This is a genomic window from Sphaerotilus sulfidivorans (genome assembly GCF_013426975.1).
GTDB lineage: Bacteria > Pseudomonadota > Gammaproteobacteria > Burkholderiales > Burkholderiaceae_C > Sphaerotilus > Sphaerotilus sulfidivorans.
This window is the reverse complement of record NZ_JACCPY010000017.1, coordinates 41730-58174: the sequence shown is the minus strand read 5'-3', so window position 1 is coordinate 58174 and position 16445 is coordinate 41730. Positions and strand designations below refer to the sequence as shown.

Sequence of the window (16445 nt, the reverse complement as noted above, 5' to 3'; positions counted from 1 at the left end):
ATAGCAACCGCAGATTTTTCCATCTACGGAACAATTTCACACTTGCCCCCTCCCCCGCTGTACCGGCCCCGCCCCCAGCACAGTGCGCGCGCGGACGGGCCGGCTGTGTCTGTGCGGGCCCCGAGGCGCTGGCCTAAAGTGCGGGATCGACCCTCATCGACCCCTCACCCCTCCCCGGAGTCCGCACCCATGACGCAGTCGTCCTCTCCTCTCGCCGCCCTCAAGGATCCCTCGCTGCTGAAGCTCGACGCGCTGATCAACGGCGAATGGGTCGCCGGCAGCAGCCGCTTCGACGTGACCGACCCGGCCACCGGCGCGACGCTGGCCAGCGTGCCGCGCCTGGGCGCCGCCGAGACCGAGGCCGCCATCGCCGCCGCCAACGCCGCCTGGCCGGCCTGGCGCGCCAAGACCGCCAAGGAGCGCGCCGCCATCCTGATGAAGTGGCACGCGCTGATGATCGAGAACGCCGACGACCTGGCGCGCATCATGACCGCCGAGCAGGGCAAGCCCCTGGCGGAAGCCCGCGGCGAGGTGGTCTACGGCGCCAGCTTCATCGAGTGGTTCGCCGAGGAGGCCAAGCGCGTCTACGGCGAGACCATCCCGACCACCGACCCGAACAAGCGCTTCGTCATCCTGAAGCAGGCCATCGGCGTGTGCGCGGCGATCACGCCGTGGAACTTCCCCGTCGCGATGATCACCCGCAAGGTCGCGCCGGCGCTGGCCGCGGGCTGCCCGGTCGTCATCAAGCCGGCCGAGCAGACGCCGCTGTCGGCGCTGGCCTGCGCCGAGCTGGCCCAGCGCGCGGGCCTGCCCGCTGGCGTGCTCAACATCGTCACCGGCGACGCCGACAGCTCGATCGAGATCGGCGGCGTGCTGTGCGCCTCCGACACCGTGCGCCACCTCAGCTTCACCGGCTCGACCGAGGTCGGCCGCATCCTGATGAAGCAGTGCGCGCCGACGATCAAGAAGATGTCGCTGGAGCTGGGCGGCAACGCGCCCTTCATCGTCTTCGACGACGCCGACATCGACTCGGCGGTCGAGGGCGCGATGATCTCCAAGTACCGCAACGCCGGCCAGACCTGCGTCTGCGCCAACCGCCTGTACGTGCAGGACAAGGTCTACGAGCAGTTCGTCGAGAAGCTCGCGGCCAAGGTCGCGGCGATCCGGGTCGGCAACGGCTTCGAGGCCGGCATCAACCAGGGCCCGCTGATCGACGAGGGCGCCTTCGCCAAGGTCGAGAGCCATGTGGCCGACGCGCTGGCCAAGGGCGCGCGCCTGGTCACCGGCGGCCAGCGCATCGGCGAGCGCTTCTACACGCCCACCGTGCTGGCCGACGTCACCGCCGACATGCTCTGCGCCACCGAGGAGACCTTCGGCCCGGTCGCGCCGATCTTCCGCTTCTCGACCGAGGCCGAGGTGGTGGCCGCGGCCAACGCGACCGAGTTCGGTCTGGCGAGCTACTTCTACAGCCGCGACATCGGCCGCATCTTCCGCGTCGGCGAAGCGCTGGAATACGGCATGGTCGGCATCAACACCGGCCTGATCTCGGTGGCCGAGGTGCCCTTCGGCGGCGTCAAGCAGTCGGGCCTGGGCCGCGAGGGCTCGCACCACGGCATCGACGACTATGTCGAGGTCAAGTACCTCTGCATCAGCGACATCCTGCGCTGACCCCTGCCCCGCGCCGACCCTCGACCCGGGTCGGGGGCGGTGCAACACGGCAGGCTCTATCATTTCGGGGCGCTGCCAGCCCCATCGGGAGACGCAAAAGTACACCGGGGATGCGGACCATCCCCGGCAGCCGAGTCGAGCGATTCCGTGTCCAATCCCGGCATCGGCCGTCTCGGCCCCACCGCGATTCCGGTTCACGCTCCCGACGAGATGCAGTCTTCTCCACGGTCCCTGCCCCTTCCCTCCGGCCCGCGCGCCCTCGGCGCGCTGGTGCTGATCCAGGCCCTGCTGCTGGCGGTGCCGATCGGTGCGGGCTGGTGGCATCTGGGGAAGGTCCGGCAGGAGGCGCTGACGCTGCGCGGCCAGGCCCTGCTGCACGGACTGGCCGATCCGGCCGGCAGCGATCCCGACCGCTTCGTGCGCCTGGCCATGGCCGCGCCCGACGTGCGCTATGCGCGGGTCAGCAGCGGCAACGGCCGGGTGCTGGCGCAGGCGGGCGACGCGCGTGTGCTGCTGCCCACCTCGCCCGGCCATGATGCGGCCGACGGCCTGATCCGGCTGGAGCGGCGCCAGGCAGGCGCCCAGCCGGGGCCGCGCGCCGAGCTGCGGCTGGAGATCGGCATGAGCGCCCAGCGCGACCGCGCCGCGCAGACCCGGCTGGCCTGGCAGGGCCTGGGGCTGGTGCTGCTGGAATCGCTGCTGCTCGGGGCGCTGCTGCTGGCGCGGCGGCGCCGGGCCCATGCCGAGGCGGCGCCGGCCGAGCCGACCCAGCCGCCCGCACCCGCCGAACTCGAGACGCTGCGGCAGGCCGAGCAGCGCCAGCGCCACATCCTCGAGCACATTCTGGACGGCATCCTGACGCTGGACGCGCACCAGCGCATCCGCCTGGTCAGCCCGGCGGCCGGCCGCATCCTGCACCGCGAGCCCGAGGCGCTCGGCGGCCTGTGGCTGGGCGATCTGTTCGCCGAGCCGGCCCGCGAGCTGATCGAGGACCTGCTGCGGCAGGACGATCCGATGGCGCTGGCCGAGCCGATGATCGTCGAGGCGCTGCTGCCCGAGGGGCGCGGCAGCGTGCCGCTGGAGCTGCGCCTGGCGCGACTCGACGGCGCCGGCAGGCAGACCGGCGCGGACCGCCATCTGCTGGTGATGCGCGACATGAGCGAGCAGCTCGCCGCGCAGGAGGCGCTGCGGCTGCGCGGGCGCATCATCGACGCGATCGGGGTCGGCATCGTCATCGCCGACGCCCGCCAGCCCGACCAGCCGATCGTCTACACCAATGTCGCCTTCGAGCGCATGACCGGCTGGCGCTTCGCCGAGGTGGTCGGGCGCAACTGCCGGCTGCTGCAGGGCCCGGGCACCGACGCGCAGCAAGTGGCGCGACTGCGCGAGGCGGTGCGCACCGGCAGCGACATCGAGGTGCTGCTGCTGAACTACACCCGCGAGGGACGTCCCTTCTGGAACGAGCTGCGGGTGATGCCGATCCATGACGGCGCCGGACTGCCGACGCACTTCGTCGCGCTGCAGACCGACGTCAGCGCCCGCATCGCCTCGCAGCAGGCGATCGAGCGCAGCGAGGCCCGCCTGCGCCGGGTCCAGGACGCCAGCCATGACGGCATGGTGGTGGTGGATGCGGCCGGGCGCATCGAGTCGATCAACGCCGGCGCCTCGCGCATGTTCGGCTACCCCGAGCCGGAGCTGCTCGGCCACGGCTTCGACATGCTGGTGCCGGGTGCCTTCGCCGAGGCCGGGCTCGAGCCGGCCGAGCGCGAGTTCGAGGCCCGCCACCGCGACGGCACCGGGCGCTGGATCGCGCTGCGCTGGAGCCGCCTCGACGACCACGATCGTCCCGACCCGGACGAGCTGCACTACCTCGGCGTGATCCACGACATTTCCGGGCGCAAGCGCACCGAGCAGGAGCTGCGCCACGCCAAGGAGGCCGCCGAGGACGCCGCCAGCGCCAAGAGCGAGTTCCTGGCCAACATGAGCCACGAGATCCGCACGCCGATGCACGGCGTGCTCGGCGCCATCGAGATGCTGCAGGACACGCCGCTGTCGGGCCGCCAGGAGCGCTACCTCGACACCGCGCGCACCTCGGCCTCGATCCTGCTGGGCGTCATCGACGAGATTCTCGACTTCTCGCGGCTGGAGGCCGGCAAGCTGCGCATCGAGTCGATCGACTTCGACCTGCGCCGCACCGTCGAGGACGTGACCGCGATGCTGGCGCAGCGCGCGCACGCCAAGAAGCTGGAGCTGGCCTGCTTCATCGCGCCGGAGGTGCCCGAGACGGTGCGCGGCGACCCGATCCGGCTGCGCCAGGTGCTGGTCAACCTGGTCGGCAACGCGATCAAGTTCACCGAGCGCGGCGAGGTGGTGGTCAGCGTCGCGCTGGAGGACGGCGCGCGGCTGCGGCTGGAGGTGCGCGACACCGGCATCGGCATCGCGCCGGACAAGCAGGCACAGCTCTTCCAGCCCTTCACCCAGGCCGACAGCTCGACCAGCCGGCGCTTCGGCGGCAGCGGCCTGGGCCTGAGCATCGCGCGCCGGCTGGTCGAGCTGATGCAGGGCGCGATCGGCCTGGACAGCCGCGGCGAGGGCCAGGGCGCGCGCTTCTGGTTCACGCTGCCGCTGCAGGCGGCCCCGCAGGGCGCGGGCGGCGGCGGGCTGCGCGGGCGCGACTTCAGCGGCACGCGCATCCTGGTGGTCGACGACAACGCCACCAACCGGGTCATCCTGCACCGCTACCTCACCGCCTGGAGCAGCCAGTCCGGCAGCGCCTCCAGCGGCGAGGAGGCGCTGGCCAAGCTGCAGGACGCGGCCGCCTCCGGCCGCCCCTACGAGGTCGCGCTGCTGGACCTGAACATGCCCGAGATGGACGGCTACACCCTGGTGCGCGCCATCCAGGCCGATCCGCTGCTCGCGCCGATGCCGCTGATCATGCTGAGCTCGTCGATCCAGGATCCGCAGCGGCTCGAGGGCCTGCGGGTCGACATCTGGCTGGACAAGCCGGTGCGCCAGTCCGACCTGCATGACGCGATCGCCACCGTGCTGCAGCGCCGGCCGCTGCCGGCGCCGGGCAGCCGACGCGCGGGCCGCCGTGAGCCGGTGCAGTTCGCCGGCGAGCGGGTGCTGCTGGTCGAGGACAACGAGATCACCCGCGAGGTCGGCGCGCAGATGCTGCGCAAGCGCGGCCTGGAGGTCGGTCTGGCCGAAGACGGCCTCAAGGCGGTCGAGGCCATCATGACCGGGGACTGGGACATCGTGCTGATGGACATCCAGATGCCCGGCATGGACGGCCATGACGCCACCCGGGCGGTGCGCCAGTGGGAGCTGCGGCAGGACCGGCCACGGCTGCCGATCATCGCGCTGACCGCGCACGCGCTCCCGGCCGACCGCGACAAGTGCCTGGCCGCCGGCATGGACGACCATGTGGTCAAGCCCTACAGCGCCGACACGCTGGCGGCGGCGATCGCGCGCAGGCTGCGGCCGGCGTCCAGCCGCGAGGGCCTGGCGCCGGCGACCCTGCCGGCCGAGGGCGAGGCCGAGCTGGATGCCGGCCGGCTGGCTGAGGTGCGCGCGCTGATGGGCGAGGCCTTCGACGCGCTGCTCGACAAGGCGCTGGAATCGCTGGCCGACGAGATCGCGCTGCTGCGCCAGGCCTGCGCGCACGACGACGCGCAGGCCGCCGGCGAGCTGCTGCACCGGCTGAAGAACACCGCCGGCGACATCGGCGCGATGCGGCTGCACGCGCTGGCGGCGCGGCTCGAGAAGGAAGGGGCCGGCAGTGCCGCGGCGCCGCACGGCCGGCTGCCGGCGCCGCAGGATCTGGCAGCGCTGGAGCAGGCCACCGGCCGGGTCGGCCAGGCGCTGCACGCGCTGCGCGACGACCGGCAGCGGAACACAGGACGAAGCGATTGACGCAGCCATTGAAGAGGCGATCGAGATGGGCTTGAACATGAACCCGCCGGGCCTGCTGCCCGGCAGCAACGAGGCCGACCCCGGCGCCCGGGTGCTGATCGTCGACGACGAAGGCCTGACCCGGATGATGATCCGCCGGGTGCTCGAGGACTCCGGCTACCGGGTGCTCGAGGCGCAGGACGGCCAGACCGCCACCCGGCTGTGCGATGCCGAGCAGCCCGACCTGGTGCTGATGGATGTGCGCATGCCGGTGATGAACGGCTTCGACGCCTGCCGCGCGATCCGCCGCTCGCTGCGCAGCCGTCACACCCCGGTGCTGATGCTGACCGCGCTCGACGACGTGATGGCGGTGCGGCTGGCCTTCGAGGCCGGCGCCACCGACTTCATCACCAAGCCGATCAACTGGGCGCTGCTGTCGCAGCGGGTGCGCTATGCGCTGCGCACCGCCCGCACCGAGCGCGAGCTGCGCGAGAGCCAGCTGGCGCTCGCACGGGCGCAGAAGATCGCGCGGCTGGCGCCGTGGCGGCTCGAGCTCGACGACGGCCGGCTGCACTGCTCGCGCGAGCTGCGCGACATGCTCGGCCTGCCCGGCAACGAGCCGGTGGCGATGCGCCGGCTGCTGCGCCAGGTCGCCTTCGAGGACCGCGGCGCGCTGCTGGCCTTCGTGCGCCGGGTGCGCGACGGCCGCAGCGAGTCCGAGGTCGAGATCCGCCTGGACGGCAGCCAGCAGCCCTCGCGCCATCTCTTCCTGTCGGGCGACGCGATGCTCGACGAGGGCGGGCGCACCTGCGCGATCTTCGGCGTCGCCCAGGATGTGTCCGAGCGCCGCCATGCCGAGGCCGAGCGCAGCTACCGCGCCCATTTCGACCCGCTCACCGGCCTGCCCAACCGGGTGCTGTTCCGCGACCGGGTCGCCACCGCGGCGGCGGCGGCGCAGCAGCGCCAGCAGCGCTTCGCGGTGCTCAACATCGATGTCGACGTGCTGCAGCGCACCCAGGCCTCGGTCGCGGCCGATGCCAGCGAGCGCATCCTGCGCGCGGTGGCCCGCCGGCTCGAGTCGGTCATGCGCGAGCCCGACTCGCTGTGCCGGCTCGAGGGCGACACCTTCGCGATGCTGCTGACCGACATCGAGGCCGAGGCGCAGATCGCCGGCGCCACCCGGCGCCTGGTGGAGGCCTTCGCGGTGCCGCTGCAGGTCGACGACTGGGAGCTGCTGGCCAGCGTGCATGTCGGCGTGGCGATCTGGCCCGGCGACGGCCAGGAGGTCGACACGCTGCTGCTGCATTCCGGCGCCGCCCGATCGCGCGCCCGCGAGGCGATCGGCTCGAGCTGCCACTTCTACACCGCCGACATGCACAACCGGGTCATCGACCGCCTCAACACCGAGGTGGCGCTGTACCGCGGCCTGGAGCGCGGCGAGTTCGAGCTGCACTACCAGCCCAAGGTCGACCTCGCCAGCGGCCGGGTCAGCGGGGTCGAGGCGCTGCTGCGCTGGAACCGTCCGGGCTGCGGGCTGCAGATGCCCGACCGCTTCATCGACATCCTCGAGCAGACCGGCCTGATCATGGACGCCGGCGACTGGGTGCTGCGCGAGGCCTGCGCGGCGGTGCGCCACCTGCCGCTGTCGCTGGCGGTCAATGTGTCGCCGCGACAGTTCCAGCATCCGCGCCTGGGCGAGCGGCTGATGCGCATCCTCGACGAGATCGGCTTTCCCGCCGACCGGCTCGAGCTGGAGATCACCGAGCAGATCGTCGTCGAGGACGAGGAAGGCGCGATCGCCACGCTGCATGACCTGGCCAGCCGCGGCATCCGCATCGCGCTGGACGACTACGGCACCGGCTTCTCCTCGCTGCAGCGCCTCAAGCGCCTGCCGCTGCACACGCTGAAGATCGACAAGGACTTCGTGATGTCGCTGGAGACCAGCCGGGCCGATGCGGCGATCGTGCGCTCGACCATCGAGCTGTGCCACCAGCTGGACATCCATGTGGTCGCCGAGGGCGTCGAGAACGATGCCGCGATGGCGATGCTGCGCGGCTTCGGCTGCGACATCGGCCAGGGCTACGGCATCTGCCGGCCGCTGCCGCTGGCACGGCTGACCGACTGGCTGGGCACGGCGACCGTCAGCGCGCTGGCCGGCAGGCGGCCCGGCGGCTGATCCGTCGCATCAGTCGTCGTTGGCGGCAGCCACCTGGCCGCGCTCGCGGCGGTCGGCAAAGCCCTGGCGGCCCAGGCCGCGCCGCGCCGCCGCCGCGCCCAGCGCCAGCTTGAGCAGCTCGTCGGGCTGGCGGCCATGCTCCGGATAGAGCGCCACCCCGGTCGAGACGGTCACCACGGTGGTCTGGCCGCTGACCATGAAGGGCTCGCGCAGCCCCTGCGCCAGCTTGGCGGCGACCCGCTCGCCATCGGCCGGCGTGTCGAGCCGGGTCAGTACCACGCCGAAGGCATCGGGCGCCAGCGCCGAGACCACATCGCTGGCGCGCAGCACGCTGCGCAGCCGCACCGCCAGCTTGCGCCGCAGCGCCTGCGAGGCAGCCACGCCCAGCCGCGCCTCGGTGGTCGCCAGCCCCTCGATGCGCAGCACCAGCAGCGCCATCGGCGCGGGCTCGCGCTCGCGCAGCGCGCAGAGCTGGTGCAGCAGCTCCATCAGCTGGACCCGGTTCGGCAGCCCGGTGGCCAGGTCGATCGACCAGGCCCGGCGCAGCTCCTGCTCCTGGCGCTTGCGCTCGATGGCCATGCACAGGCTGCGGGCGATCTGATCGCCGTCGTCGACTCCGCCCGGATGCAGCGCATGGGGCGACAGCGGCAGCACGTCCTGCGCACCGGCGCGCAGCAGCCGCACCATCAGGTCGCGGTTCGGCGTGGGCGTGCCGACCACCACCGCCGAGCCCAGCACCGCCTGCGTCCAGCAGGACCAGTGCGGCAGCGCCTCGGCCTGGGCATCGCTGTCGCAGCTGAACAGGATGGCCTCGGGCGCCGCCTCGGCGATCGCCGCCTGCGCCTGATCGAGCGTGTCGCAGTGGCGCCAGATGCAGCGCCCGAAATCGGTGTCGGACGCCAGCGCCGGTGCGGCGGAACCCACATGAAGAACGGAAATGGAGGCGGCCATGGAACGCTCGGGGGGATGGATCGGGGCGATGATGCAGGAAACCTTGAGGGGCCAGCCCCCGAAATGGCAGGATATCGTCGTGCAAAACCGCACGAAATGCGCAACAAGAAGCGTATGGCCTGGGACCCCCGAATCTCCGGGGTACCGATTCGATGCAGGGCTGCGCCAAGACGTCTTTCCTGCGCCACCCATGCCCTAAAGGGTATATTCCGGCTCCATTTCGCCATTCACAAGGAGTTTCGATTGAGCCTCGGACTGGTCCCCGACTGGGCTGCATTCACCCCCTGGAGCGCGCTGGCAGGCGGCGCACTGATCGGTCTGGCCGCGGCGATGCTGCTGCTGGGCAGCGGACGCATCGCCGGCATTGCCGGTCTGGTGGGCCAGCCTCTGCGCGATCTGCTGCAGGGGCAGGCTGGCGGCTGGCTGGCCCGGCACCGGCTGCGGCTGCTGTTCGTGGCCGGCCTGCTGATCGCGCCGTGGCTGTGGCGGCTGGCCGCGCCGCTGCCACCGATGCGGCTGGATGTCGGCACGCCGGTGCTGATCGTCGCCGGGCTGCTGGTGGGCTTCGGCTCGCGGCTGGGCAACGGCTGCACCAGCGGCCACGGTGTCTGCGGACTGAGCCGGCTGTCGCTGCGCTCGCTGGTCAATGTGCTGTGCTTCATGGGCAGCGGCTTCGTGACGGTGTTCGTCATGCGCCATCTGCTCGGTGGCTGAGAGGTCGCGATGGACTGCAAGGACAAGAACTGCGGCCTGAAGGCCGCGCTGTCGAGCCTGCTGGCCGGGCTGGTGTTCGGCCTGGGGCTGATCGCCGCCGGCATGACCGATCCGATGAAGGTGCGCGCCTTCCTGGACCTGGCCGGGGCCTGGGATCCGAGCCTGGCGCTGGTGATGGGCGCGGCGATCGCGGTCGGCCTGCCAGCCGCCCTGATCGCGCGCCGACGCGGGCGCAGCTGGAGCGGCGCGCCGATCGAGTGGCCGCAGTCGAACGCGATCGATGCCCGGCTGATCGGCGGCGGCGTGCTGTTCGGCATCGGCTGGGGCCTGGCCGGGCTGTGCCCGGGGCCGGCGCTGGTGGCGCTGGGCAGCGGCTGGGGCGAGGCGGCGATCTTCGTCGCCGCGATGCTGGGCGGCATGGCGCTGCACGCGCTGCTCGACCGCCCGCGCTGAGGCCTGCGCCGAGGCTCAGCCGCCGATGCGATCGAGCGCCTGCTCGAGCCGCGCCACCGTGCCGTCGATGTCGGCGAGCTTGTCGAGGCCGAACAGGCCGATGCGGAAGCTGCGGAAGTCCGCCGGCTCGTCGCACTGCAGCGGCACGCCGGTGGCGGTCTGCAGACCCTGCGCGAGAAAGGCGCGCGCCGACTGGATCTCCGGGTCGAGCGTGTGGCTCACCACCACGCCCGGCGCCTGGAAGCCCTCGGCGGCGACGCTGGGAAAGCCGCGCGCCTGCAGCAGCGCCCTCACCCGCCGGCCCAGCTCGAGCTGACGCTCGCGCAGCGCACCGAAGCCCTGTGCGCGCGTCTCCTCCATCGCCTCCAGGCAGCGCGCCAGCGCGTCGGTGGGCATGGTGGCGTGGTAGAGATGGCCGCCCGACTCGTAGGTCTCCATGATCTGCAGCCACTTCTTCAGGTCGCAGGCGAAGCTGGAGCTGGTGGTCTGGTCGATGCGAGCGCGTGCGGCCTCGCCCAGCATCACGAAGGCGCAGCAGGGCGAGCCGCTCCAGCCCTTCTGCGGCGCGCTGATCAGCACGTCGACGCCGGTGGCGGCCATGTCGACCCACATCGCGCCAGAGGCGATGCAGTCGAGCACGAACAGACCGCCGACCGCGTGCACCGCGTCGGCCACCGCCTTCAGGTAGGCGTCGGGCAGCATCATGCCGCTGGCGGTCTCGACATGCGGCGCGAAGACCACGCCGGGGCGCTGCGCCTCGATCGCGGCCAGCACCTCGTGCAGCGGCGCCGGCGTCCAGGCCGACTGCGCCGCGCCCGGCTCGACCTGGCGGGCCTTGAGCACCTGCACGCCCGCGGCGATGCCGCCCATCTCGAGGATCTGCGACCAGCGGAAGCTGAACCAGCCGTTGCGCAGCACCAGCACCTGCTGCTGGCCGGCGAACTGGCGCGCCACCGCCTCCATGCCGAAGGAGCCGCTGCCCGGCACGACGATGGCCGAGCGGGCCGCGTAGGCCTCCTTCAGCACCGAGGAGACGCCGCGCATCACGCGCTGGAAGCGCTGCGACATGTGGTTGAGCGCACGGTCGGTGTAGACCACCGAGTATTCGAGCAGGCCGTCAGGGTCGACGTGGGGCAGCAGGCCGGGCATGGGACAGGTCTCCGTTCGTGGTGCGTGGATTCGAGATTCCATTCGAGATTCCATTCAACCACAGTCCCGGCAGCAGGCCCGCACGGCCGGCCGGCGGCGCTAGACTCGCGACCCCCGGCCTGCAGGCCAGCACCTGGAATCCGCCCCCGATGAGCACCCCGACCTTCGCCGAGCAGCTCGCGCTGCTGCCCCCGATCGCCCACCTCGCCGCCGTCGAGCTGCTCGATGCCGCCGGCACGGTGGTGGCCACGCTGGTCAACCGCCCCGGCACCGCCGGCTCGGCCGCCGTCTATCACGCGCTGGCCGCACGCCACGGCGCGATCACGCCCGAGGCCGCCCGCGAGGGCCTGGCGCTCTATGCCGAGCACACCGCCGATGCCCGCGCCTTCCCCGGCAAGCATCCGAACATCGACCGGCTGATCGACATCGAGGCCGGCCGTCTGGCGCCGCTGACGGTGCGGCTGCAGCCCGCGGCCGCGGCCTGAGCCGGTCAGTCCGAGCGGCTCAGTGCACCGGCGGCCGCGATGAGGGCACGACCTGGGCGCCGCCGCAGCCGCAGCGCTGGTGCACGAAGTCGAGGAACTGGGTGAAGGGCTGCGGGCGGCCGTAGCCGAAGCCCTGCACCGCGTCGCACTGCATGCGGCGCAGCATCTCCATTTCCTCGTCGGTCTCCGCGCCTTCGGCGACCACCTGCAGCTGCAGCGCGTGCGACAGCCGCACCAGGCTGTGCACGATGGTGCGGCTGCTGGTCTGGCCGACCATGTCATGCACGAAGGAGCGGTCGATCTTCAGGGTGTGGACCGGAAAGCGCGCCAGATAGGCGAAGGACGAGTAGCCGGTGCCGAAGTCGTCGATCGACAGCCGCACGCCCAGCGCCGACAGCGCCGACAGCACCCGGGTGCTGACCTCGACATCGCGCATCAGCGCGTTCTCCGGGATCTCGATCTCGAGCAGCTCCGGCGGCACGCCGTGGCGCTCGATCGCGTGCTGCACGTTCTCCACCAGCAGCAGGTCGGCCAGCGACTCGACCGACAGGTTGATGCTGATCGGCAGCCGGTGGCCGCCATCGATCAGCAGGCGCTGCAGCCGCAGCACCTCGTCGATCACCCAGCGGTCGAGCTCGACCATCAGCTGGCATTCCTGCGCGATCGGCAGGAAGCTGGCCGGCGTCAGCGCGCCGCGCACCGGATGCTGCCAGCGGATCAGCGCCTCCGCGCCGATGACCGCGCGGTCGCGCAGCCGGCCCTTGGGCTGCAGCGCCAGGCTCAGCCAGCCGGCGCTGCCCGGCGCGGTGCCGCGCAGCACCGCGCGGAAATCCTGCTCCAGCTCGGCGCGCAGCCGCCCGGCCGCCTCCAGCTCGTCGTCGAACAGCGCCAGCGCCGTGCCGTCGCGCTTGGCCTGGCGCAGCGCCAGCGCGGCGCGGCGCAGCAGCAGCGGCGCCTCGTCGCCATGCGAGGGAAACAGCACGCCACCGGCCAGGCTGCCCAGCACGAAGATCTGGTCGCGCAGCAGGATCGGCTGGGCGATGCGCGAGGCCATCCCCATCACCCGCTCGCGCAGCGTCGCCTCGTCGCAGGCCGGGCTGAGCAGCACGAACTCGACGCCGGTGAGCCGGTAGAGCACCTCGCCCTCGAGCAGCGTGGCCTGCATGCGCGAGACCACTTCCATCAGCGCCAGATCGCCCAGGCCATGGCCCAGCGTGTCGTTGATCGCATTGAAGCGGCGCAGCCCGATCAGCCCCAGACCGCCCTGGCGGCCCTGCACCAGCCGCGCCTCGAGCTCGGCCAGCAGCGCGCGCTTGTTGTCGATGCCGGTCAGCGGATCGCGCAGCGCCTCGCGCGCCAGCTCGAACTGGCCGACGGTGTGCTCGTCGGCATCATTGGCCAGCGCGACGATGTCGTCGCCGAACGGAAAGGCCCGCACCATCAGCCAGCGCCCGACCGCCTTCGAGAAGCCGATGCCCAGACGCGGCCGGCGCTCGCGGCGGCAGGCCTCGATCACCCGGTGGAACAGCGAGCCCTCGAAGTCCGGCCGGACCGCAAAGGGCGTCTGGCCGATCACGCGTGCAGCGGGCAGTCCGAGCCCGTGCAGATAGGCCGGGTTGCAGTGCCTGACCACCCAGTGCGCATCGACACGCACCACGCATTCGCCGATGCCCGAGAGCAGCACGTCCAGCGGCGAGGCGTCGAAGGCGGCGCCGACCTCGGCATCGGCACGGGCATCGGCGCCAGTGTCAGTGTCGGCCGCGATCGGCTGCGCTCCCCATTTCGTGTCTCGATCTTCATGCACTGGCAAGACTCCCCGGGCCACGACGGCCCCATGCCGTCCGTCGCTCTCTGCCGCCCCCCGCGACAGATGAGAACGGAATGCGCAAAACTCATCCTGTATCGGCGGGCCCGGGACGAGATTGAGGTCGACAGAGGTCGGGAGCGGGTCGGATGTCAGTCCAGCGACAGTCGGGGCGCCACGGCCGGCATCAGCCGGTCGTCATGGCCGGTGACGACGATCAGCCGCCCGGCCGGCGCGTCGTGGTGCTGGCGCAGCGCCTCGGCGAGATGGCGCTGCGAGCGCGCGTCCAGTGCCGCGCCAGGATCGTCGAGCAGCACCAGCGTCGCGCCCGAGGCCAGCGCGGCGGCCAGCCGCAGCTTGCGCCGGGTGCCGGTGGAGAGCATCTCCAGGCGCTTGTCCAGATGCTCGTGCAGCGCGAAGCCCTCGAGCTGCGCGGCCAGCGCCGCCTCGCTCCAGCCGGGTCGGCCCTGGCGCTGCATCGCCAGATAGTCGCGCGCGACAAGCCCGTCATGGCGATCGGACTGCGGATCGCACCAGAACAGCCGCTGGCGCGGCGCCACCGGATCGGCCGGGGCGCCGATCAGGATGCTGCCCGCGTCCGGGCGCAGCTCGCCGGCGATCAGCCGCAGCAGCGCGCTCTTGCCGCGGCCCTCGTCGCCGATCACGCCGAGCACGCCGGCGCCGGCCTGCAGCGTCAGTCGGTCGAACAGGATCAGCGCGCCCGGAAACGGCGCGGACCAGCACAGCGCGTCGAGGTGCAGCAGCGGCTGCGCGCAGGCCGCCGGGCAGGAGGCGGGACAAGCGACAGGAAGGGTGGCAGGAGGGGTGGCAGGACGGACGGGCATGAATCGGATTATCGAGCCCGGGGCAAGCGGTTAGAGTTCGGGCCCTGACCGTTCCGGAATCCTCATGGCCACGACAACAACAACACCTCGCCCGCTGCCCCATCCGCGCCATGCCGCGCGCATTCCCGCCCACATCGACCCGCTGGCCCTCGACCGCATCCGCCTGGCCGGCTATGTGCTGCCGCAGGTGGTGCGCCCGGCCGACATGCTGGAAGAAGGCACGCCCGAGCCCGAGGCGGAGATGGACCGCCTCGGCCTGATCCTGCTGCAGCGCGGCGCCGCCGGCCAGCGCCCGAGCCGCTGGATCGATCCGGCGCTGATCGAGGAGGCGCTGCGCCACCTCGACGCGGTGGGCAGCGGCCAGACGATCCGTCCGCTGATGACCGAGCGCGCCGCGGTGCTCGACGGCCTGGGCGTGAACCGCCGGCTCGGCGCCTGGGAGCGCGAGGCGCGCCAGGGCCTGGAGCTGCCCTCGGCCGACATGCGGCTGACGGTCGCCTACGGCCAGGCGGTGCCGGCTGCAGCGGTCTGGGACTTCTTCCGCACCGGCGACCGCCCGGCGCTGGTGCGTGCGCTCTCCGCGCTGCCCGGCCACCCGCAGGCGGCCGAGCTGACCGCGCAGCTCGATGCGCTGGTCGAGCGCGCGCAGGCCTTCGCCGACGACCAGCTCGGCTCGCTGGAGCCGGCGCTGCAGGCCGAGTGCGCGCAGCCGCAGGCCGCCGAGACGCTGATCGCCGCCTGCCAGCGCGCCTTCGAGCGCTGGGTGCACCGCGTGCACGAGCAGGACACGCTCGAGGACCTGAACGACGAGCTGGCCTTCCAGGGCTATCCCGACAGCTTCGGCGCGGCGCGGCGCCTGCAGCGCCAGGTCACGCTCTTCGTCGGCCCGCCCAACAGCGGCAAGACCTACCAGGCCTTCGAGCGCCTGGCGCAGGCCGAAAAGGGCGCCTATCTGGCGCCGCTGCGCCTGCTCGCGCTGGAGGGCCGCGACCGGCTGGCCGGGCGCGGCGTGCCCTGCTCGCTGCGCACCGGCGAGGAGAACGTGCCGGCGCCGGACGCGCGCGTCATTTCCAGCACCATCGAGATGGTCGACACCAACACGCCGATCGAGGTGGCGGTGATCGACGAGGCGCAGATGATCTTCGACCCCAGCCGCGGCTGGGCCTGGACGCAGGCCATCGTCGGCGTGCCGGCCAAGGAGCTGCTGATCATCTGCTCGGACTATGCGGTGGAGGCGCTGCGCAACCTGCTGGGCCTGTGCGGCGAGCAGGTCACGGTGCGCCGCTTCGAGCGCAAGCAGCATGTCGAGCTGCTGCCCGCGCCGGTGTCGCTGCATGCGCTGAAGAAGGGCGATGCGGTGGTGGCCTTCAGCCGCCGCGACGTGCTGATGCTGCGCGACCAGGCCTCGGCCGACGGCACGCCGGTGTCGGTGATCTATGGCGCGCTGCCGCCTGAGGTGCGCCGGCGCGAGGCCGAGCGCTTCGCACAGGGCGAGTCGCACATCCTGATCGCCACCGACGCGATCGGCATGGGCCTGAACCTGCCGGTGCGCCGGGTGCTGTTCAGCACGCTGACCAAGTTCGACGGCCAGGGCGACCGCTCGCTGACCGAGTCCGAGGTGCACCAGATCGCCGGCCGTGCCGGGCGCTTCGGCATCCACGAGGAAGGCTTCGCCGGCGTGCTCAAGGAGGCCGAGCCGAGCGCGCTCAAGCAGCTGCGCCTGCTGATGCCGCGCGCGCCCAAGGCGCCGCGCCACTTCAAGGCGCCGGTGGCGCCGAACTGGTGGCACATCGAGACCATCGCCGAGCGCCTGGGCAAGAACAGCCTGGCCGAGGTGCTGAGGGTGTTCGTCGAGCAGCTGCAGCTCGACAACTCGCATTTCGCGGTAGCCGAGCTGGAGCAGATGCTGGAGCTGGCCGGCGAGATCGACCGCGTCGCGGCCAAGCTGCCGCTGCGCCAGCGCTTCACCTACGCGCAGGCACCGGTCGACACCCGCACCGCCGGCCAGGTGGCGCAGTTCCTGGAATGGGTCGCGCACCACGCCCGCAGCGGCCAGGCCGGCCCGGCCTGGTTCCTGAACGACACCGACGAGAACAGCCGCCTCGAGCGCATGGAGCAGGCGCTGCGCACCTGCACGCTGTGGCTGTGGCTGGACCTGCGCTTCCCCGGCGTCTACGGCGAGGTCGACGAGGTGATGGACCTGCGCTCGCGCCTGAACGACGGCATCGAGCGCGCGCTCAAGGCCAAGCGGCCGCTGTGGCAGAAGCGCGGCGGCCCCGGCGGTGGCGGCCGCCGCCGCTGAGGCC

Annotated in this window: 11 protein-coding genes; 7 read left to right on the top strand and 4 right to left on the bottom strand. The window is 72.2% G+C overall.

Annotated elements, in window-relative coordinates:
- Positions 1 to 189: 189 nt before the first annotated feature.
- The 3 genes from HZU84_RS11765 (at position 190) to HZU84_RS11755 (ending at position 7738) form a co-directional block, all read left to right on the top strand.
- On the top strand, positions 190 to 1668 hold the full coding sequence (locus tag HZU84_RS11765; RefSeq protein ID WP_149503395.1) for an NAD-dependent succinate-semialdehyde dehydrogenase: 1479 nt from the start codon (positions 190 to 192) through the stop codon (positions 1666 to 1668).
- A 147-nt stretch (positions 1669 to 1815) separates the two neighbouring features.
- Complete coding sequence (locus HZU84_RS11760) at positions 1816 to 5583, top strand: response regulator (protein ID WP_180692927.1); 3768 nt, start codon at positions 1816 to 1818, stop codon at positions 5581 to 5583.
- Positions 5584 to 5620: 37 nt separating this feature from the next.
- Positions 5621 to 7738 (top strand): putative bifunctional diguanylate cyclase/phosphodiesterase, encoded by a 2118-nt coding sequence (locus HZU84_RS11755; RefSeq protein ID WP_244954512.1) that lies wholly within the window; start codon positions 5621 to 5623, stop codon positions 7736 to 7738.
- Between the two features lie 9 nt (positions 7739 to 7747).
- On the opposite strand, the gene HZU84_RS11750 is transcribed toward HZU84_RS11755, so the two are convergent.
- Positions 7748 to 8689 carry a GGDEF domain-containing protein gene (locus HZU84_RS11750; RefSeq protein ID WP_180692925.1) on the bottom strand — a complete coding sequence of 314 codons (942 nt, stop codon included), beginning with the start codon at positions 8687 to 8689 and terminating at the stop codon, positions 7748 to 7750.
- Positions 8690 to 8944: 255 nt separating this feature from the next.
- Between HZU84_RS11750 and HZU84_RS11745 the strand changes: the two genes are divergently transcribed.
- Together HZU84_RS11745 and HZU84_RS11740 are read left to right on the top strand one after the other, a co-directional pair.
- Positions 8945 to 9403: a YeeE/YedE family protein gene (locus tag HZU84_RS11745; RefSeq protein WP_149505211.1), complete on the top strand. Its 459-nt coding sequence runs from the start codon at positions 8945 to 8947 to the stop codon at positions 9401 to 9403.
- 9 nt (positions 9404 to 9412) lie between these two features.
- Complete coding sequence (locus HZU84_RS11740) at positions 9413 to 9856, top strand: DUF6691 family protein (RefSeq protein WP_149503391.1); 444 nt, start codon at positions 9413 to 9415, stop codon at positions 9854 to 9856.
- Positions 9857 to 9871: 15 nt separating this feature from the next.
- Here HZU84_RS11740 and HZU84_RS11735 read toward each other — a convergent pair whose 3' ends face one another.
- Positions 9872 to 11005, bottom strand: a complete 1134-nt coding sequence (locus HZU84_RS11735; protein ID WP_149503390.1) for an aminotransferase class V-fold PLP-dependent enzyme — start codon at positions 11003 to 11005, stop codon at positions 9872 to 9874.
- 149 nt (positions 11006 to 11154) lie between these two features.
- On the opposite strand from HZU84_RS11735, the gene HZU84_RS11730 reads away from it, so the two are divergent.
- On the top strand, positions 11155 to 11490 hold the full coding sequence (locus HZU84_RS11730) for a DUF2322 family protein (protein ID WP_149503389.1): 336 nt from the start codon (positions 11155 to 11157) through the stop codon (positions 11488 to 11490).
- Positions 11491 to 11509: 19 nt separating this feature from the next.
- On the opposite strand, the gene HZU84_RS11725 is transcribed toward HZU84_RS11730, so the two are convergent.
- Complete coding sequence (locus HZU84_RS11725) at positions 11510 to 13294, bottom strand: putative bifunctional diguanylate cyclase/phosphodiesterase (protein ID WP_149503388.1); 1785 nt, start codon at positions 13292 to 13294, stop codon at positions 11510 to 11512.
- Positions 13295 to 13446: 152 nt separating this feature from the next.
- Entirely contained in the window at positions 13447 to 14139 is a 693-nt protein-coding gene (locus HZU84_RS11720; protein WP_149503387.1) for an ABC transporter ATP-binding protein, read from the bottom strand.
- A gap of 64 nt (positions 14140 to 14203) precedes the next feature.
- Between HZU84_RS11720 and HZU84_RS11715 the strand changes: the two genes are divergently transcribed.
- The gene (locus HZU84_RS11715) at positions 14204 to 16441 is read left to right on the top strand and encodes a helicase-related protein (RefSeq protein WP_149503386.1); all 2238 of its coding nucleotides are present in this window, start codon (positions 14204 to 14206) and stop codon (positions 16439 to 16441) included.
- Positions 16442 to 16445 lie beyond the last annotated feature (4 nt).

Bases quoted from the DNA above. Each gene is read 5' to 3' on its own strand.
- HZU84_RS11765 (WP_149503395.1), top strand. From the start codon at position 190: ATGACGCAGTCGTCCTCTCCTCTCGCCGCCCTCAAGGATCCCTCGCTG.
- HZU84_RS11755 (WP_244954512.1), top strand. From the start codon at position 5,621: ATGAACCCGCCGGGCCTGCTGCCCGGCAGCAACGAGGCCGACCCCGGC.
- HZU84_RS11750 (WP_180692925.1), bottom strand. From the start codon at position 8,689: ATGGCCGCCTCCATTTCCGTTCTTCATGTGGGTTCCGCCGCACCGGCG.
- HZU84_RS11740 (WP_149503391.1), top strand. From the start codon at position 9,413: ATGGACTGCAAGGACAAGAACTGCGGCCTGAAGGCCGCGCTGTCGAGC.
- HZU84_RS11735 (WP_149503390.1), bottom strand. From the start codon at position 11,005: ATGCCCGGCCTGCTGCCCCACGTCGACCCTGACGGCCTGCTCGAATAC.
- HZU84_RS11730 (WP_149503389.1), top strand. From the start codon at position 11,155: ATGAGCACCCCGACCTTCGCCGAGCAGCTCGCGCTGCTGCCCCCGATC.
- HZU84_RS11720 (WP_149503387.1), bottom strand. From the start codon at position 14,139: ATGCCCGTCCGTCCTGCCACCCCTCCTGCCACCCTTCCTGTCGCTTGT.
- HZU84_RS11715 (WP_149503386.1), top strand. From the start codon at position 14,204: ATGGCCACGACAACAACAACACCTCGCCCGCTGCCCCATCCGCGCCAT.